Raw genomic sequence first — 17,036 nt, 5'->3', positions numbered from 1 at the left:
CGTTAGTTAGGCGCGTTTCGGGAATTTACAATGGATGTCAATATACGTCACTTGAGTGTTTGGCATGCTCACTGTGATGAACTTTCTATCGAGCAAGCTGTAAACTCCGATGAGACACAAGTAAACTGGCCTAAATTAGCTTTTGTGCCTGCAATGCAGCGTCGGCGTTTAAGTCCATTTGCCAAAATGGCACTAAAGGTTGCTAACGAGTCAATAGACGGTATTGAAAACGATTTACCGATAGTTTTTTCCAGCCGACATGGTGACCTGCCAAAAACATCAACATTATTAGCTGATTTAGCTGATAAAAGCGCCATTTCTCCAACTGCATTTGGCTTATCTGTTCACAACGCCATTCCAAGCTTATTTAGCATATTAACTAACAATAAACAGGCTATAAATGCCATATCAGCGGGTCAAGATAGCTTTATGATGGCGTTAGTTGATACCTATGCTCGACTTAAGTCGGGTTTAGCGGATGAAGTTCTTTTTATTCATGCAGATCAGAAACTGCCTGAAACCTATCTTGGCTTTCAAGACGAGCAACAATTATCTCATGCGCTATCTATGTTGGTATCTCTACCGTCAAGTAAAGTGTTAGTTGAAGGTGAGCAAAATATAAGTTTTTCTTTTGAGCAGTTTTCTAAAAATCTAATTGATAATATACCCAGTTCACTGTTGTTTTCACATTGGTTTAATAGTGCTCAACAACAGGTGTTACTAGCAACAAATAACTATAATTGGTCGCTAGAAAAACATGTTTAAGCTGTTGAACTATTATTGGCGCGTTATTGCTACCGGTATATGTTTTGCATTTTTTGGTGTTGGTGGATTGTTGCTTTCATTAATTGTTTTTCCTGTTCAAAGGCTTCTTGTTCGCGACAAAAAAGTACAAAAAAAAATAGCAAGAAGAACGGTACACTACACTTTTAAATTTTTTATTGGCATGATGGGATTTGTTGGCATATTTAAGTTTGATACAACGAAAGCACAGCAATTAAAGTCGCTTAATGGCCATTTAATTATGGCAAACCATCCGTCTTTAATCGATGTTGTAGTATTGATCTCTTTGATCCCAAATGCCGATTGTATTGTTAAAACACACTTATTTAAAAATGTTTTCTTAAGGGGGGTTGTTAGTAACACAGGTTATATTAGCAATGCTGATCCGCAAGGACTTTTGGATGACTGTGAAGCTTCTTTAAAAGCAGGTAATAATTTAATCATTTTTCCACAAGGTACTCGAACTAAGCTAGATGATAAATTGCAATTTCAACGTGGCGCAGCAAATATCGCTATTAGGTGTCAGGCAAATATTACGTCGGTGATGCTAAAGGTTATACCTTCAACATTAACAAAAAATGTACCTTGGTATAGAATACCGAAAACAAAAGCACATTTCTCAGCAATGGTCGTGGACCACTCGCCTACTTTGCCGGAAAATAATGTTTCGCAAACCTCCAAAGATGTTCGGCAATACAATCGAGATTTGGAAAATTTTTTTAGAGAGGAACTCAGCAAATATGAGTGATTTAAAAGTAGAATTAAAACAATTAATCATTGAAACCCTAGATTTAGAAGATATTGAAATCACTGATATTCAAGACGATGAAGCGTTATTTATTGATGGCTTAGGCTTAGATAGTATTGATGCTTTAGAATTAGGTCTTGCGATTAAGAAAAATTATAATGTTAAAATTGATGCTAACTCAGAAGAAACTAAGCAGCATTTTTCGTCAATAAATGCCCTATGTGAATTTGTAAGCAAAGCAAAAGCGTAAAAATAGGTTGTAAAGGAAACCAGTATGCAATCCAAAGAAGAAATATTTTCAACTTTATTCGAAATAATTAGAGATGATTTTGAAGTTGATGAAGCAGATATCGTATTAGAAGCAAACTTATACGAAGATTTAGATCTAGACAGTATAGATGCGGTCGACTTAGTGGTTAAGTTAAGAGCCATTACCGGTAAAAAAATAGATCCTGAAGCGTTCAAAAAAGTTCGTACGGTTGAAGACGTGGTTATTGAGGTTGAAAAACTGGTTATCTGCTAGTGAAATTTTTTATAACTGCACTAACAACAGGGATACTATTGATGTATCCCTTTGCTGTTTATATTGGCTTAAATAATTTAAGCCCTAAGTATTTAGCAGCTATTTTAATTGCTTTTGTGGTGATTAGAGTTTTATTAGTGCGAAGTAATTTGAAAAAATTACCTTGGCTTGTGCCTGCGTCACTTTTGGGTATTTCGGCTATAGCGATTAGTGCATTTACGAATAATAGTATTGGTTTTAAACTTTATCCGTTGGCAATAAATTTTGCGATGCTAATGGTTTTTGCGTACTCCTACTTTAGACCGCCAACGGTGATTGAAACGTTTGCTCGCATGAGCGAAAAAGATATGTCGCCTGAAGCCATTAAATATACCGAAAGAGTTACTTTAGTTTGGTGTTTGTTTTTTATCTGTAATGGCTTGGCTTCTTTATATACGGCGCTGTTTACCTCGTTAGATATTTGGATGATTTATAATGGCTTTGTATCCTATATTTTGATGGGCACTTTAATGCTAATAGAATATATAGTACGCCTAAAAGTTAAAAAGAAGCATCGTTCACAAGCGCCAATGAGTTCGACTTTCAATGAATAATTTTTGTTTTTATCGTAATGGGGAATTCATTACTTTCGAAAGCTTTTGCCAAAGTGTTTCTCAGGCTAGAACCGCTATTAGAAAAGTGCCAGCGACTAAGGTGTTACTTTTTGATGCTGACAGTTACCAGTTTGCAGTTTGGTTGTTCGCTCTGATTTTTGAAAAAAAACATGTGTTGTTGCCACCTAATGCTCAAGCAGGCACTTTGACTCAGCTTGCTGAACAATGTCAGGCGACCGCGGGTTCTGTCGCCTTAACAGGTAAACAACAAATACAGCTGGCAGATTTAGATACCAGCAAATATTTCACTCAATTTACGCGCGAAGAATTTTTTGCTCTCTTTCATGGTGAGATGACTTTTTATACTTCTGGTTCTACAGGGCAAGCAAAAGCAATTAACAAAAGTTGTCACCAGTTGAGCTTAGAAGTCGAGACCTTAAAAAGTGAGTTTTCCGATCTGCTTAATGCCACCGATGCTTTTGTGAGTACAGTTTCTCATCAACATATATACGGTTTATTATTTAAGGTTTTACTGCCATTACGATTGGGTAAAACGATAATTAACCAGACCTTTGAATACCCTGAACATATTAGTCACTTGCTGACTGAATTAGCCTCGAAAGAGTATTCTGAATTACCTAATAGTGTGACGCTTATTTCGAGTCCGGCACATTTGCAAAGACTAGCGTTAGATAATGTTTTAGCAACACAGTCGCAAAATCTTAGTGTTATTTTTAGTTCTGGTGGCTTGTTGTCAATGTCAACAAGCCAAACCTTATTTCAACAAATGCAAATTGCACCAACAGAAGTTTATGGTAGTACTGAAACGGGCGGTATAGCTTGGCGTTGTGGGCAACATTCGAATAATGAACCATGGCAAGTTTTTCCTGAAATTACGCTACAAGTTTCAGCAGATCAGCAGCGTTTAGAGATCTTCTCTCCTTATGTCGATGAACAGCCCTACTTAACTGACGATAAAGTTGAACTGCTTGACTCTCAACATTTTCTCCTGAAAGGAAGAGTTGATCGAACAATTAAAATAGAAGAAAAAAGGGTTAACTTGAATCAGGTTGAGCGAAATTTAACCGCGCAACCTTGGATCTTAGAAGCACGCATAATTGTTATAAATAATAAATCTTCTGGTTTACGAAAGATATTGGCAGCCATTTTGATATTAACGCCTGTTGGGCAGCAATACTTAGCTGAAAATGGCAAGTTAGCGCTTAACAATGCCTTAAAACAACAATTATTAAATGACATTGAACGTATTTGTTTACCAAAAAAATGGCGATATTTAGATGAATACCCGTATAATTCGCAAGGTAAACTGGTATTAAGCGATTTGGAGAAGCTGTTTGACTAATGTTATGCATGCTAATAACGATTTAGTAAAAATTTGGCCTGAAGTGTTAGCGGTAAACGTTGACAATGATCGAGTAGAATTGCAGCTACATATCCCATCTGACTTAGATTATTTTCAAGGTCACTTTCCAAATGCGCCAATTTTAGCTGGTGTTGTTCAACTGCACTGGGCTGTTGAATACTGTAAACAAAAGCTCTCATTAACTGAACTTGAAGTAAAAAATATTGAAGTGTTAAAGTTTCAAGTAGTGATCATTCCAGGACAAAAACTTAACCTAGCGCTAACCAGAAAAACAGCAAATAAAGTGCTATTTTCTTATACTTCAGAAAAAGGCCAGCACGCCTCAGGAAGAATCGTTTTTGAGGACGCGTCGTGAGCTATTGTATTGTTATTCCTAATTATAATCATACAATCTTATTAGATGAATTAATGGCTAAGTTAATGCAATTTAACCTGCCAATTATTATGGTTAATGATGGCAGTAGCGCTGATGCGACACAGTTTTTCCGTGACTTATCGAAAAAACACCCTAATTTAAGTGTGATCGAACATCAAAATAATCAAGGCAAAGGTGGTGCGGTACAAACTGGTTTACGTACTGCTTTTGAACAAGGTTTCAGCCATGCTTTGCAAGTTGATGCTGATGGCCAACATGATTTAGGCGACGTCAACAAGCTAATAACTGAATCTAAAAATTTTCCAGAAGCGCTTATTAGCGGTAAACCTATTTATGATGAATCCATTCCTAAGCACCGATACTATGCCCGTAATATCACCCACTTTTGGGTATGGATTGAAACATTATCTTTTCAGATAAAAGATACCATGTGTGGTTATCGAGTTTATCCTTTGGCTTCAACCGTGCAGTTGCTACAGCAAAAAAAATTGGGTAAACGCATGGATTTTGATATTGAAGTGATGGTGAAACTTTTCTGGAAAGATATAGATTTACGATTTATTGATACTGCTGTAGATTACCCTGAGCATGGTGTTTCCCATTTTAGGGCACTAGAAGACAATATACTTATTTCGTGGATGCATACCCGTTTATTTTTTGGTATGTTGCCACGCATACCGCAATTAATTTTTAGAAAGTTTAGATAAACCAATGTCAGAAGCTAAACACTGGTCTAAAATGCAGGAGCGTGGTACCTACCTAGGTATACAACTGCTGCTTTTTGTTTATCGATTATTTGGCAGAAGAATACTGTCATTTTTTCTATACCCTGTTGTGGCTTATTTATATTTCACTGGTGGGGCAAGTAAGCAAGCATCTAAAGCATATTGGCAACGTATTTTTGCTACTAAAAACTCATCAGAAAAATTTAGTCACAGCATTGGTATTGCCCATTTCTATAGTTTTGCCCAAAGCGCATTTGACAAAATAGACGCGTGGATGGGACGAATAACGCCAGAGCATATTATTTATAGTCAAGAACACCCCATTGCCAAACTACAAGAAAAGCAGCAAGGCGCAGTTTTTATTGGCTCGCACTTAGGTAATTTAGAAGTGTGTCGAGCACTTGGGCATGGAAGATACGATACTCGTATTAATGTTTTGGTGTTTACGCATCATGCCGTCGAATTTAATAAAGTGATGCAAAAAATTAATGCTGATTCTAATGTTGATCTCATTCAAGCGACACATGTAGGTGCTGATTTAGCAATACTGTTGAAAGAGCGTATTGATAACGGCGAAATATTAGTTATTGCAGGCGACCGTACTAGTGTAACTTCGCAAGGTCGAGTCATATATAGTTCGTTTCTAGGTGAACCAGCGGCGTTCTCACAAGGGGCTTTTATTTTAGCGTCAATTTTAGATTGTCCGGTATATTTCTTATTTTGTCTAAAAGAGAAAGCGCATTATCGTGTTGTCTTTGAACATGTTGCTGACACCTTGAAATTTTCTCGTAAAAACAGACAAGAGTCGCTTACTGCAGTTATTAATCAATATGCACAGCGATTAGAGCATTATTGTTTAGCATATCCATTTCAGTGGTTTAATTTTTTCGACTTCTGGCAGAATGATCAAGATGTTATCCGTGATGAACAAAAACCTAGCTCAACAAACGAATAATTGGAGTAGTAGTAGTGCCTATCAGTAATACCACCATTAAATTTGGTGAAGCACGCCTTAAAGTAGAAGATATCGTTAATATTGCAAAAAACGATATAGATGTTGAGTTAAGTCAGTCAGGTGATTTTTGCCATAAAATTGATTCAGGTGTTAAATTCCTTGATGCACTTTTAAAAGAAGACGGCGTAATTTATGGTGTAACCACAGGTTACGGCGATTCCGTTACGGTCAATGTACCTTTAAGCCTTGTGCCTGAACTGCCTTTACACCTAACACGTTTCCATGGTTGTGGTTTAGGTGAAATGTTTAGTTCCTATGAAGGTCGAGCTATATTGGCAACACGCTTATGCTCACTTTCGCAAGGATACTCGGGAGTTAGTTGGCCACTGTTAGAGCTTCTAAAAGCATTTTTACAACATGATATTGTTCCGGTTATTCCTCAAGAAGGCTCTGTAGGTGCTAGTGGTGACTTAACACCATTGTCATATGTTGCAGGTGCATTGGTTGGTGAGCGCGATGTTTACTACCGTGGTGAAATAAAAAATAGCCTTGAAGTGATGCAGACGTTAGGTTTAAAGCCAATAGTGCTTAGACCTAAAGAAGGGTTAGCTATTATGAATGGCACGGCAGTAATGACTGCAATTTCTTGCCTAGCATTTGACCGTTCTCAATATGTCGCGAAATTAGCGACTCGAATTACCGCGCTATCTAGTTTAGCGTTGAAAGGTAACAGCCATCACTTTGATGAAATTCTATTCTCGGTGAAGCCGCATCCGGGGCAGCAGCAAATTGCCACTTGGATCCGTAATGACTTAAATCACGTTGATCATCCCCGTAATGCCGATCGCTTACAAGACCGATATTCAATCCGTTGTGCACCGCATGTGATTGGGGTATTACAAGATTCATTACCTTGGTTCCGCCAGATGATTGAGAATGAATTGAATTCTGCCAATGACAACCCAATTATTGATGGTCCAGGTGAGCATGTCTTACATGGTGGACATTTTTATGGTGGCCATATTGCCATGGTGATGGACTCATTAAAAACTGCAGTCGCGAATTTAGCTGATTTAGCTGATCGACAAATTGCATCACTTGTTGATACACGCTACAACAATGGTTTACCGTCTAACTTATCAATGAGTGAAGGTGCGCGGCGTTATATCAATCATGGTTTTAAAGCCGTGCAAATTGGTGCGTCAGCATATACCGCGGAAGCATTGAAACAAACCATGCCAGCAAGTGTTTTTTCGCGTTCTACTGAATGTCATAATCAAGATAAGGTAAGCATGGGCACTATTGCGGCACGTGATGCTATGCGAGTGTTACAGTTAACAGAGCAAGTGCTGGCAAGTACCTTATTGGCTGCTGTGCAAGGTGTTCGTATTCGTATTGCTAACAAAGAGCTTGATCACGATACCTTACCGAAGCCTGTGATGGAAATGTATGATGATATTTGTCAGTTCTTCGATCCATTGATAGATGATCGACCTTTAGATAAATTACTGCGCTTTACCGTTGATGCAATTCAAACACAGCGCTGGAGTCTGTATGAGTAAAGAGGTGTTTTTATCTGCTGAAGTTATTATTGACGTCCCTTTTCATGATTGTGATCCAATGCAAGTGGTATGGCACGGTAACTATGCGCGTTATTTTGAAGTAGCACGTTGTGAGCTGTTACGGAAAATATCTTATGATTATTTAGATATGCAAGCTTCAGGCTATATGTGGCCAATTGTTGATATGCGTACTAAATTCATCGGCTCTGCTGTTTTTACTCAAAAAATTATTGTTAAAGCTGAGCTTGTTGAGTATGAATCACGGTTGAAAATTAATTATGTTATTTGCTGTGAAGAAACCGGTAAAAAATTAACTAAAGGTAACACTGTTCAAGTTGCCGTTGATATTGAGACATTAGAAATGCAGTATGTTTCGCCAGAAATTTTACTTAATAAAATTAAAAAGCTTAATGCAGATAATCATGAAACTAGCTAGCCATCAATTTTCTGCCTTGCGAGCATTGCTATTTTTAGCTGCTTTGTTAAGCCAAAATGCTTTTGCTGAAAAGCATGATGTTGCGCCGGTAGAAATGATGGCGCTTAGTCATATTGCTATTGCTTCAGGTAGCTTTGAACAACGTAAATATTTTACGGTATTAAAACAGCCAATTAAATCTCAAGGTGAACTGTATTTTGATGTTGATAAGGGCTTGTTATGGCAAACCAATAAGCCAGTACATTCGGCATTAATATTAAAGAACAACAGTGTTTTTACTGAAGATGGAATCAACCCTGCGAAAGAGCTCAAAGGTGCTAGCAGCTTGAGTTTGATGCTATTAAGCATAATGTCGGGTGACCGCGCTAAAATTACTGAAAATTTTACTATCGCTGAAAGTAAAGCTGTTGAATGTAGAATATTAACGCCTAAATTAGCGCAATTGGCTAAAGTGATGCAAAATATCGAGTTATGTGTTGATAATCTTCAAGTTGATAATGAACTTGGTTTAAAGCACATTAATCGTATTGTGTTACGGGAGCATAGCGGAAATAGAACGGAAATCGACGTTAAACTAACAGCAATATCAGCATTGCCAGAGTCAGTTCGTGCGCGTCTGTAATAAGCTTCATATACTGTACTGGTTGCAGCTATTCGCCGTTTTATTGCTAGGTGTTTATTTGCTATTTTTTGGTCAGTGGCATGTTGAAACTAATTTACTGTCCATTCTGCCGAACTCTTCCCAACACGAAAGCTTCAAGTCTGCAGAAACGGCATTATTTCAGCAAAAAACACAGCAGTTGGTTGTTTTAGTTACAGGCAATGATGCTCTTCCTGCGTATAAGGCACTCGCAACAAGTATAGGTAAAACAGCTCAAATTGAGTTTTTACCAACGCCAGAACCTGCAATGTCTGATATAGCTGCATTTTATTTACCTTATCGTCATAACGTTCTCTCACAAAATTATGTAGAAAATATTGCTGATAGTCAGGCGTTGAGCCAACTCGCCAGTAACCAAGTTATTCAACTTGCTAACCCTTTTGTTAGTGAAACGATAGCCACTGCTCCACGGTTAAATTTAGCGGACTATTTGCAGGGTTCACTGTTAAATCTTAGTGATATTGAGTTTTACCAAGGTGTTGCTGCTATAAACGTGCAACAACAGCGATATTTGGTTATGCACTTGCAACTATCACTTGATGGTTTTGATCTTAACGTAAGCCAATTAATGGCGGTAAGGCTGAAGCAGTTATTTTCCGATATTCGTGATGATTTTGATGTTGAATTAAATTACTCAGGTATTTTGTTTCATACCGCAGAATCGACCGCTCAAGCTAAAGCTGAAATATCAAGTTTTGGTGTGTTTTCTGTCATCGCCGTTATCTTGCTTATTGTTATTGTTTTTCGGTCTTTGCTGCCATTAACCGCCGCATTAGTTGTGCTATCAATTGCTTGCCTTTATGGTTTTGTTGGAATTTTGTTGTTTTTTGATAGTTTGCATTTATTAACGCTAGTTTTTGCCGTTACTTTGGTGGGAGTTGTTGTCGATTACTGTTTTCACGCTTTTGTTTATGCCGGCACACAAAATGATCATTTAGCTCAAAAAGATAACAGGACTATTGCGAAGCCTTTAATACTCGGCTTTATAACCACTGCAATGGGTTATATTGTGCTAGTTTTCTCCCCGTTATCATTATTGAGTCAAGTTGCGGTATTTATGATTTTTGGCCTTTTTGGTGCCCTAATTACGGTATTAACTGTGCTCCCTTACCTTGAACGCTTAGTTAACATTAAACCAGCACCACGAGCGATGCTTTTTAGTCAGTGCGGTGTAACATTTTTTAATAAAGTACAACACTATAAATCAGCCATTATTACACTATTATTACTTTTATTATCAGTTGCTTATTTTTTCTCGCCAATACAGTTTAATGATGATGTTCGGTTATTAAATTCAAGTCCAAAGTGGTTACTTGAGCAAGAAGCTAAGGCTGCACAAGTTCTAGCTTATAACGACTCTCAGCGCGTTATTATAAAAGCAGAGTCACCTCAGCAGCTTTTAGAAATACAAGAACAAGCTATTGCAAAGTTTCGCGCAACTCAGCCAGCGTTGAAGGTAAAAGGTATTTACGAACTTTTACCGTCAATCAAGCAACAAAAACAATATTATGACCTGTTGGTTGACGCCGACAAGTTAGGCCACTTTCAAAGCGTTTTAGCAATAACGGGTCTATCTGATCCCATTGGAACGTTTACACCATTAACTTACGATGAATTTGCTCGAAGTCCTTTAGCATTTATCGGAGAGTTTTATATGGCAAGTTATAAGCCAGCAAGTCGTGTGATAGCCGGCAATGAAAAATATGCTTTATGGCTTGAGTTGTCGAAAGAGCCTTTATCTGACGAAAACTTGTTATGGCTAGAACAAAATGTGCATACCATGCTATACGACCCAGCTAGCGAAGTGAGTTATGCCCTTTCAGAGTATCGACAAGGGATTTTGATATTACTAATGAGCGCGTTTGTCGTGGTGATGATTATTTTAGTTGTTAAGTATGGTTTAACCGCAGGTACTTTATCTGCTATTGCAACTATAGGTAGTGCATTGTTAGCATTAACGATAAGTCAGTTTGTTTCTAACCATTTGAATATATTTAATTTGTTGGCAGTTTTACTCATTATTGCTCTTGCAATAGATTATGTTATTTTTTATCAAGAACAAGGCTTACAAGCTAAGACATTTCTCGCGATAAGTTTGTCTGCCTTATCATCTGCCGCTGTTTTTGGCATTCTTGTATTTAGTGCCACACCAGCGGTGAGTAGCTTTGGTTTAACTGTCATGATTGGCATCATCAGTATTTTTATTTTAGCGCCTATGTCTGTGGTCAGACGTAAATAAATTTTAGGGAAAATTCATGGATATTAAGTCGCCAGCACAGAATACTACTGAGCAATATGATGTAGTCATTATTGGTGCTGGACCGTCTGGCAGTGTTGCTGCGTCTTTACTTGCTGCTGATGGAATGTCAGTGTTGATATTAGAAAAACAGTATTTTCCACGCTTTTCTATTGGCGAAAGCTTGTTACCGCAATGTATGGAATTTTTAAAAGAGGCTGGACTTGAACAGGCGTTAGATAAATACGCAAAAGAATTCGGCTTTCAGCATAAAAATGGTGCGGCGTTTCACAAAAAAGGCAAAAACTCATCGTTTGATTTTACTGAAAAGTTTAGTGAAGGGCGTGGCACAACATATCAAGTGAAAAGAGGGCTTTTTGACAAGCTACTTGCTGACGAAACTGAAAAAAAAGGCGTGAGTATTCGCTATGGCCATCAGGTCAACTCAGTTGCCAACCTTGAGCCGGAAGTCTGCCTTGATGTTCGTGATGACAATGAACAACCTTATCAAGTTAAAGCAAAGTTTCTGCTAGATGCCAGTGGCTTTGGTCGTGTGCTACCTAGGTTGCTTGATTTGGAATTACCATCAGATTTTCCAATAAGGCACAGTTATTTTAGTCACTTTAAAGATGGCATTAACTGCCCTGAATTTGATCGCGATAAAATTCTAATTACTGTTAATCCAAACCATAGTGATGTTTGGTACTGGTTAATTCCATTTTCTGATGGCAGTGCAAGTGTCGGTGTTGTCGGCTTACCTGAACGTTTTGATGAAACATTGCCGGCAATTGATACGCTACAGGATTTTATTGCGCAAGATGAAAACCTTCAGCGATTATTGAAAAATGCTACGCCATTGCAAGATGCTAGAGTTATTAAAGGTTATTCTGCAGATGTAACTAAGCTATGGGGTAAAAACTTTGCTTTATTAGGCAATGCCGGCGAATTCCTTGATCCGGTATTTTCTTCGGGTGTTACTATTGCAATGAAGTCAGCGTCTTTAGCTGCGCCATTAGTTAAAAAGCAAATACAAGGCTCAAAAGTTGATTGGGAAAGTGAATACGCCGAGCCATTAAAATTTGGCGTTGATACTTTTAGGTGTTTTGTTGAAGCTTGGTACAATGAGAGTTTTCAAAATGTTGTTTATCATGATCACCATGATGATTCGGTGCGTCGTATGATCAGTTCCATTCTGGCAGGCTATGCATGGGATGAAAAAAACCCTTACGTAGCGAAAAGCGTTAGACGATTAAATGTATTGGCTGAAATATGCCAAGCTGGATAGTTGAATTGAATTATTTCGCCAACAAGCTATTACTCTTTTCCCTGATGTTTTTGTTATCGGGTTGTGCGTTAACAGCGAATAAGAATTCGATACACTTGACGGAAAACTTGGCGTTAGTGTTAACTGCACCGCCGAGTGAAAAAGTTGGGAAAGTTGAAAGTCATTTAGTCGAGATAGCTAATAAAGGTAAAAGCCACCGCTTTATTGCACAAGTAGAATACCGCAATAATGAAATTGCTATGGCAGCTGTTTCACCTGCTGGCGTGCCGTTATTCGACTTTCGCTGGTTTGATAAAAAAGAAACTGAAGTTAATCAGTATGTGCCATTACCTTTTGCTGGTATAGGTTTTATTATTGCCGATATGCAGTTATGTCATTGGCCCGTAAGTATGATTGAAGCATCATTGTTAGGCGCCAATGTTAGTGTCAGTCAGCACGATAACCTAAGCCAGAACCGAATTATTTGGCAGCGAATCATTTTAGATAATAATCAAGTTATTATTAAAATTGAAAAGTTTGATGATGGCTATGAATTAGAAAATATTATCAGAGGTTATCGCATTCGCTTAACCAACCTAGATAAGGAAAGTTAGTGACTATTTGTTTGAAAGAGTTTGGCGTTGTTTGTGCGCTTGGTAATGATAAGCAACAAGTATTAAACGCGTTAATTGGTGAAGATAAAAAATATTTGTCACTCGACAGTGAGCTGCCGATTGAAGCGCCTCAGTATGTTGGACGTGTAGGCTTGCCTGCAGATTTAGACGTTCAGCAAATATCGACTAATAACAATAAACTGGCTTATATTGCTTACCAACAAATTGCTGACGCTTTACAGCCACTCATTAGCCAATACGGAGAGCATCGAGTTGCCGTGGTTATAGGCACCAGTACTGCAAGTATTTATGAAGGTGAGTTAGCGAGAAAAGAATTAGCAACACAAGGGCAATTTCCGAGTGACTTTAAATATGAAGTACAAGAAATGTCAGCGCCAGCAACTTATATTGCAACGTTGGCCAATGCGAAAGGCCCAGTGTACGGAATTTCAACCGCCTGTTCTTCAAGCGGTAAAGCGTTGGTGAGTGCAAGCACCTTACTTGATAATGACTTAGCTGATGTAGTTATCGCTGGCGGCGTGGATAGCTTAACGCAATTAACTCTCAATGGTTTTCAATCATTGGAGTCGATAAGTAAACATATATGTCAGCCTTTTCAACGTGACCGCGACGGTATTAATATCGGTGAAGCGGCAGCATTGTTCATTATGACAAAAGATAATGACGGCATTCAATTACTGGGTGCTGGCGAAACATCAGATGCTTATCATATATCTGCGCCTTCACCTGATGGTAGTGGCGCTGCCAGTGCAATGGCATTAGCGATTGAAAATGCCAACATTAGTGCGAAGCAAATTGATTATGTAAATTTACACGGCACAGGCACGATTAAGAACGATGAAATGGAAGCCTTAGCAATGGCTTCTGTTTGTGGTGAAACGGTTCATTGTAGTTCAACCAAGCATTTGACTGGTCACACACTTGGCGCTGCGGGCGCGTTAGAGCTAGGACTTTGTTGGTTACTATTAAGTGATGGTAATACCGCTCGTAAGCTGCCTGCAAACTGCAAAGGCGGTGCTATTGATGAACGTATGCCAACAATAAAGCTGAGCGAAGGTGAAAAGCTCGATAAACTGCAATATTGCCTGAGTAATTCTTTTGCATTTGGTGGTAATAATTTCAGCGCAGTTATTGGAAAAAATTATGAATAACTACGATATAACCGAGATTTTACCTCATCAAGCCCCGATGATCTTAATTGACTCGCTAGAATTCTATGATGTTGACTCTTGTCGATGCACTGTTGCTATTACACAAAAGAGCCCATTTTATAATGAATTAAAAACAGGCGTACCCAGTTATATTGGCAGTGAATATATGGCACAAGCTATTGCTGCATTTGCTGGTGCTCACGCTTTAGATGATAAAGACTCGGTACAAATCGGCTTTTTACTTGGCTCACGAAAATATAAAACCATGCGCTCACATTTTGCGCTTAATGAAATTTTAACGGTAACGATTAAAGAATTGTATCGAGAAGATTCAGGATTAAGAGTGTTTGAGTGTGAAATATTAAGCGCTGAAAGTGAAGTGTTAGCTCAGGCGAATATTAATGTGTTTCAGCCGAAAGATCCTGATGCATTTATACAAGAAAGTTACGCATAAAATACCTTTGAATAAAACAAAATAAATAAGAAAAGTGAAGAATGATAATGACAGGCGATATTAAAAGAATTCTAGTAACCGGCTCTAGCCGAGGTTTAGGTAAGGCAATTGCGATAAAGCTTGCTGAAGATGGTTTTGATATTGCCGTACATTGCCGAAATGGACTTGAGGCTGCTAAAGACACTCAAGAACAAATAATAGCCCTTGGCCGTAAAGCGACCCTTTTACAATTTGATGTTTGTGACCAAAAATCAGCAAAACACGCGATAGAAAAAGACATGGAAGAGCACGGTGTTTACTACGGTGTTGTTTGTAATGCCGGTATTACAAAAGATATGGCATTCCCTGCCATGGAAAGTGATGACTGGAGCAGCGTTGTTAATACCGCATTAGATGGTTTTTATAATGTTATTCATCCGGTTGTAATGCCAATGGTAAGAGCTAAAAATGGCGGGCGAATTGTTACTATGGCTTCTGTTTCTGGCATTGCCGGCAATAGAGGGCAAGTAAATTATAGCGCTGCTAAAGGTGGTGTTATAGCAGCAACTAAAGCCTTATCTTTAGAATTGGCTAAGCGAAAAATTACCGTGAACTGTGTTGCTCCAGGGTTAATTGATACCGATATGACACAAGACTTACCGTTAGACGAAGTGAAAAAAATGATCCCACTTAGACGCGTTGGTAAACCTGAAGAAGTTGCCGCAACGGTATCATTTTTAGTTTCGGACGGTGCTGCCTATATCACTCGGCAAGTCATCTCAGTAAACGGTGGAATAGTGTAATGAAAAGAGTCGTAGTTACTGGAATGTCGGCGATAACGGCATTGGGCGATGATTGGTCAACTTTCAGAGCGGCACTAGAAAAAGGCGAAAATGCTGTTGAAGTGATGCCTGAGTGGCAGAAATTAGATGGCCTGAATACTTGCTTAGGTGCACCGGTTAAGCACTTTGAAAAACCAGCACATTATAAGCGAAAAATGGTTCGTTCAATGGGGCGGGTTTCATTAATGGCAACGCGTGCAACAGAGCTGGCACTAGAGCAAGCGAACCTTTTAAATGATGCCATATTAACTGATGGTCGCACGGGTGTTTCGTATGGTTCATCGATAGGTTCGACAGCGCCATTGGTTGCTTTTGGAAATATGATGGAAAACCATACGATGGATGGTGTAACAGCGACTAGCTATATTCAAATGATGTCGCATACCGCTCCGGTTAATATTGGGGTTTTCTTTGGTGCTAAAGGCCGTGTAATTACGACGAGCTCTGCTTGTACATCAGGTTCTCAAGGTATTGGTTATGCGTATGAAGCCATTAAATTCGGTAAGCAAAAAGCGATGATTGCTGGTGGTGCAGAAGAGCTTTGTGTGACCGAAGCTGCTGTATTTGACACCTTATATGCCACCAGTACCAACAATGATCAACCAAAACTAACGCCAAAACCGTTTGATAAAGACCGAGATGGCTTGGTCATTGGTGAAGGCGCTTGTACCTTAATTTTAGAAGAACTCGAACACGCTAAAGCGCGAGGCGCCAATATACTTGCAGAAATTGTAGGTTTTGGCTCAAATTCTGACGGTAAACATGTCACTCAGCCTACCGCTGAAACCATGCAAGTTGCGATAGAATTATCGCTTGAAGATGCTGATTTAAATGCAGAAGCTATTGGCTATGTAAATGCCCACGGTACTGCGACCGAAAAAGGCGATATTGCCGAGTCAAATGCAACAGCTAATGTCTTTGGTAAAGTGCCGATGAGCTCATTAAAAAGCTATTTAGGCCATACCTTGGGTGCCTGTGGAAGTATTGAAGCTTGGGCTTGTATTAACATGATGCAAGACAACTGGTTCGCACCAACGTTGAATTTAGACAATGTAGATGAGTACTGTGGCGATCTAGACTATATTGTTGAGCAAGGTCGAGATATCGAAACAAACTATGTGATGAGCAATAACTTTGCTTTTGGCGGTATTAATACCTCATTAATATTTAAGCGCTGGCAAGGCTAGTTATAGTCTTTAATACGCTGGCGGTTTTTATAACGCTTGTAATACGGTAAAAAGAATAAAATAATGCCAGTTATTGAAATGAGCAGTAGCACAATTGACAGTGGCAGTGTAAACCACAAGTTTGCGCTGTCTTGCCAATAAGTAAAGTCATGTAGTTGTTCTATGAAGTCTGAGCGACGATATGCGGTTTTAAGTATTTCACCCGTCGTTGCATCTATTTGAATTTCCCATTCTGATTTTGCTCTTATTTTTATAATACCTTTTCCTGGGCGAACATCTAACCTGTCGATGGCTCGCCACGAGTCAATATTTGCTTTGGGAACTGATTTTGCAATTATTAATACTTGCTCAAAGCTGATGCTTGGTTGGTTTTTTACGCTGCCTTTAGCACTTGCTGGTTGAATATATTCCACATCTTTTTTAAGTAACAATAGAATGCCGCTGATCAATATGATCAAAAATGGTAGCGCAATAACGATACTGGCCCACTTATGGGTGCTGCGGTTAATTCTATTAAAGTTCATTGTTACTCATAGTTAAAA

At 38.7% G+C, this 17,036-nt stretch carries 20 protein-coding genes; 19 read left to right on the top strand and 1 reads right to left on the bottom strand.

Going from position 1 to position 17,036, the window contains the following annotated elements; all coding sequences use genetic code 11:
* Positions 1 to 30: 30 nt before the first annotated feature.
* The 19 genes from B7C41_RS17265 to B7C41_RS17175 all read left to right on the top strand — a co-directional run bounded on the left by B7C41_RS17265 (position 31) and on the right by B7C41_RS17175 (position 16,494).
* Positions 31 to 765, top strand: a complete 735-nt coding sequence (locus tag B7C41_RS17265; RefSeq protein ID WP_085300196.1) for a beta-ketoacyl synthase chain length factor — start codon at positions 31 to 33, stop codon at positions 763 to 765.
* A gap of 70 nt (positions 766 to 835) precedes the next feature.
* Positions 836 to 1,531 (top strand): lysophospholipid acyltransferase family protein, encoded by a 696-nt coding sequence (locus tag B7C41_RS17260; protein ID WP_328590811.1) that lies wholly within the window; start codon positions 836 to 838, stop codon positions 1,529 to 1,531.
* Complete coding sequence (locus B7C41_RS17255; protein ID WP_085300194.1) at positions 1,524 to 1,781, top strand: phosphopantetheine-binding protein; 258 nt, start codon at positions 1,524 to 1,526, stop codon at positions 1,779 to 1,781. Before B7C41_RS17260 ends, B7C41_RS17255 begins: the two co-directional genes overlap by 8 nt.
* Before the next feature lie 24 nt (positions 1,782 to 1,805).
* Positions 1,806 to 2,054: an acyl carrier protein gene (locus tag B7C41_RS17250; RefSeq protein WP_085300193.1), complete on the top strand. Its 249-nt coding sequence runs from the start codon at positions 1,806 to 1,808 to the stop codon at positions 2,052 to 2,054.
* On the top strand, positions 2,054 to 2,647 hold the full coding sequence (locus B7C41_RS17245; protein ID WP_235839765.1) for a COG4648 family protein: 594 nt from the start codon (positions 2,054 to 2,056) through the stop codon (positions 2,645 to 2,647). The genes B7C41_RS17250 and B7C41_RS17245 overlap by 1 nt, the downstream gene beginning before the upstream one ends.
* Complete coding sequence (locus tag B7C41_RS17240) at positions 2,640 to 4,010, top strand: AMP-binding protein (protein WP_085300191.1); 1,371 nt, start codon at positions 2,640 to 2,642, stop codon at positions 4,008 to 4,010. The genes B7C41_RS17245 and B7C41_RS17240 overlap by 8 nt, the downstream gene beginning before the upstream one ends.
* Positions 4,003 to 4,386, top strand: coding sequence for an ApeI family dehydratase (locus tag B7C41_RS17235; RefSeq protein WP_235839764.1), 384 nt, complete (start codon positions 4,003 to 4,005; stop codon positions 4,384 to 4,386). Before B7C41_RS17240 ends, B7C41_RS17235 begins: the two co-directional genes overlap by 8 nt.
* Positions 4,383 to 5,114: a glycosyltransferase family 2 protein gene (locus B7C41_RS17230; RefSeq protein ID WP_085300190.1), complete on the top strand. Its 732-nt coding sequence runs from the start codon at positions 4,383 to 4,385 to the stop codon at positions 5,112 to 5,114. The genes B7C41_RS17235 and B7C41_RS17230 overlap by 4 nt, the downstream gene beginning before the upstream one ends.
* Before the next feature lie 4 nt (positions 5,115 to 5,118).
* Positions 5,119 to 6,087 (top strand): LpxL/LpxP family acyltransferase, encoded by a 969-nt coding sequence (locus B7C41_RS17225; RefSeq protein WP_085300189.1) that lies wholly within the window; start codon positions 5,119 to 5,121, stop codon positions 6,085 to 6,087.
* A 20-nt stretch (positions 6,088 to 6,107) separates the two neighbouring features.
* Entirely contained in the window at positions 6,108 to 7,649 is a 1,542-nt protein-coding gene (locus tag B7C41_RS17220) for an HAL/PAL/TAL family ammonia-lyase (RefSeq protein WP_085300306.1), read from the top strand.
* Positions 7,642 to 8,085 carry an acyl-CoA thioesterase gene (locus B7C41_RS17215; RefSeq protein WP_085300188.1) on the top strand — a complete coding sequence of 148 codons (444 nt, stop codon included), beginning with the start codon at positions 7,642 to 7,644 and terminating at the stop codon, positions 8,083 to 8,085. Before B7C41_RS17220 ends, B7C41_RS17215 begins: the two co-directional genes overlap by 8 nt.
* Entirely contained in the window at positions 8,072 to 8,707 is a 636-nt protein-coding gene (locus B7C41_RS17210; protein ID WP_085300187.1) for an outer membrane lipoprotein carrier protein LolA, read from the top strand. The genes B7C41_RS17215 and B7C41_RS17210 overlap by 14 nt, the downstream gene beginning before the upstream one ends.
* 58 nt (positions 8,708 to 8,765) lie before the next feature.
* Entirely contained in the window at positions 8,766 to 10,985 is a 2,220-nt protein-coding gene (locus B7C41_RS17205) for an MMPL family transporter (RefSeq protein ID WP_085300186.1), read from the top strand.
* A gap of 16 nt (positions 10,986 to 11,001) precedes the next feature.
* A complete protein-coding gene (locus B7C41_RS17200; RefSeq protein WP_085300185.1) occupies positions 11,002 to 12,267 on the top strand; it encodes an NAD(P)/FAD-dependent oxidoreductase in 1,266 nt (421 codons plus the stop codon).
* Positions 12,252 to 12,860 carry a DUF3261 domain-containing protein gene (locus tag B7C41_RS17195; RefSeq protein WP_085300184.1) on the top strand — a complete coding sequence of 203 codons (609 nt, stop codon included), beginning with the start codon at positions 12,252 to 12,254 and terminating at the stop codon, positions 12,858 to 12,860. The genes B7C41_RS17200 and B7C41_RS17195 overlap by 16 nt, the downstream gene beginning before the upstream one ends.
* Positions 12,860 to 14,032: a beta-ketoacyl-ACP synthase gene (locus B7C41_RS17190; RefSeq protein WP_085300183.1), complete on the top strand. Its 1,173-nt coding sequence runs from the start codon at positions 12,860 to 12,862 to the stop codon at positions 14,030 to 14,032. Before B7C41_RS17195 ends, B7C41_RS17190 begins: the two co-directional genes overlap by 1 nt.
* A complete protein-coding gene (locus B7C41_RS17185; RefSeq protein ID WP_085300182.1) occupies positions 14,025 to 14,486 on the top strand; it encodes an ApeP family dehydratase in 462 nt (153 codons plus the stop codon). Before B7C41_RS17190 ends, B7C41_RS17185 begins: the two co-directional genes overlap by 8 nt.
* Before the next feature lie 47 nt (positions 14,487 to 14,533).
* Positions 14,534 to 15,268: a 3-oxoacyl-ACP reductase FabG gene (fabG, locus tag B7C41_RS17180; protein ID WP_085300181.1), complete on the top strand. Its 735-nt coding sequence runs from the start codon at positions 14,534 to 14,536 to the stop codon at positions 15,266 to 15,268.
* Positions 15,268 to 16,494, top strand: coding sequence for a beta-ketoacyl-ACP synthase (locus tag B7C41_RS17175; protein ID WP_085300180.1), 1,227 nt, complete (start codon positions 15,268 to 15,270; stop codon positions 16,492 to 16,494). Before fabG ends, B7C41_RS17175 begins: the two co-directional genes overlap by 1 nt.
* Here the strand turns inward: B7C41_RS17175 and B7C41_RS17170 are convergent.
* Positions 16,491 to 17,018, bottom strand: a complete 528-nt coding sequence (locus B7C41_RS17170) for a PepSY domain-containing protein (RefSeq protein WP_085300179.1) — start codon at positions 17,016 to 17,018, stop codon at positions 16,491 to 16,493. The two genes, B7C41_RS17175 and B7C41_RS17170, sit on opposite strands and share 4 nt — an antisense overlap.
* Positions 17,019 to 17,036: the final 18 nt, after the last annotated feature.

Origin of the sequence: Cognaticolwellia mytili (assembly GCF_002104475.1) — a bacterium.
GTDB lineage: Bacteria > Pseudomonadota > Gammaproteobacteria > Enterobacterales > Alteromonadaceae > Cognaticolwellia > Cognaticolwellia mytili.
This window is presented reverse-complemented; position numbering and strand designations above follow the sequence as displayed.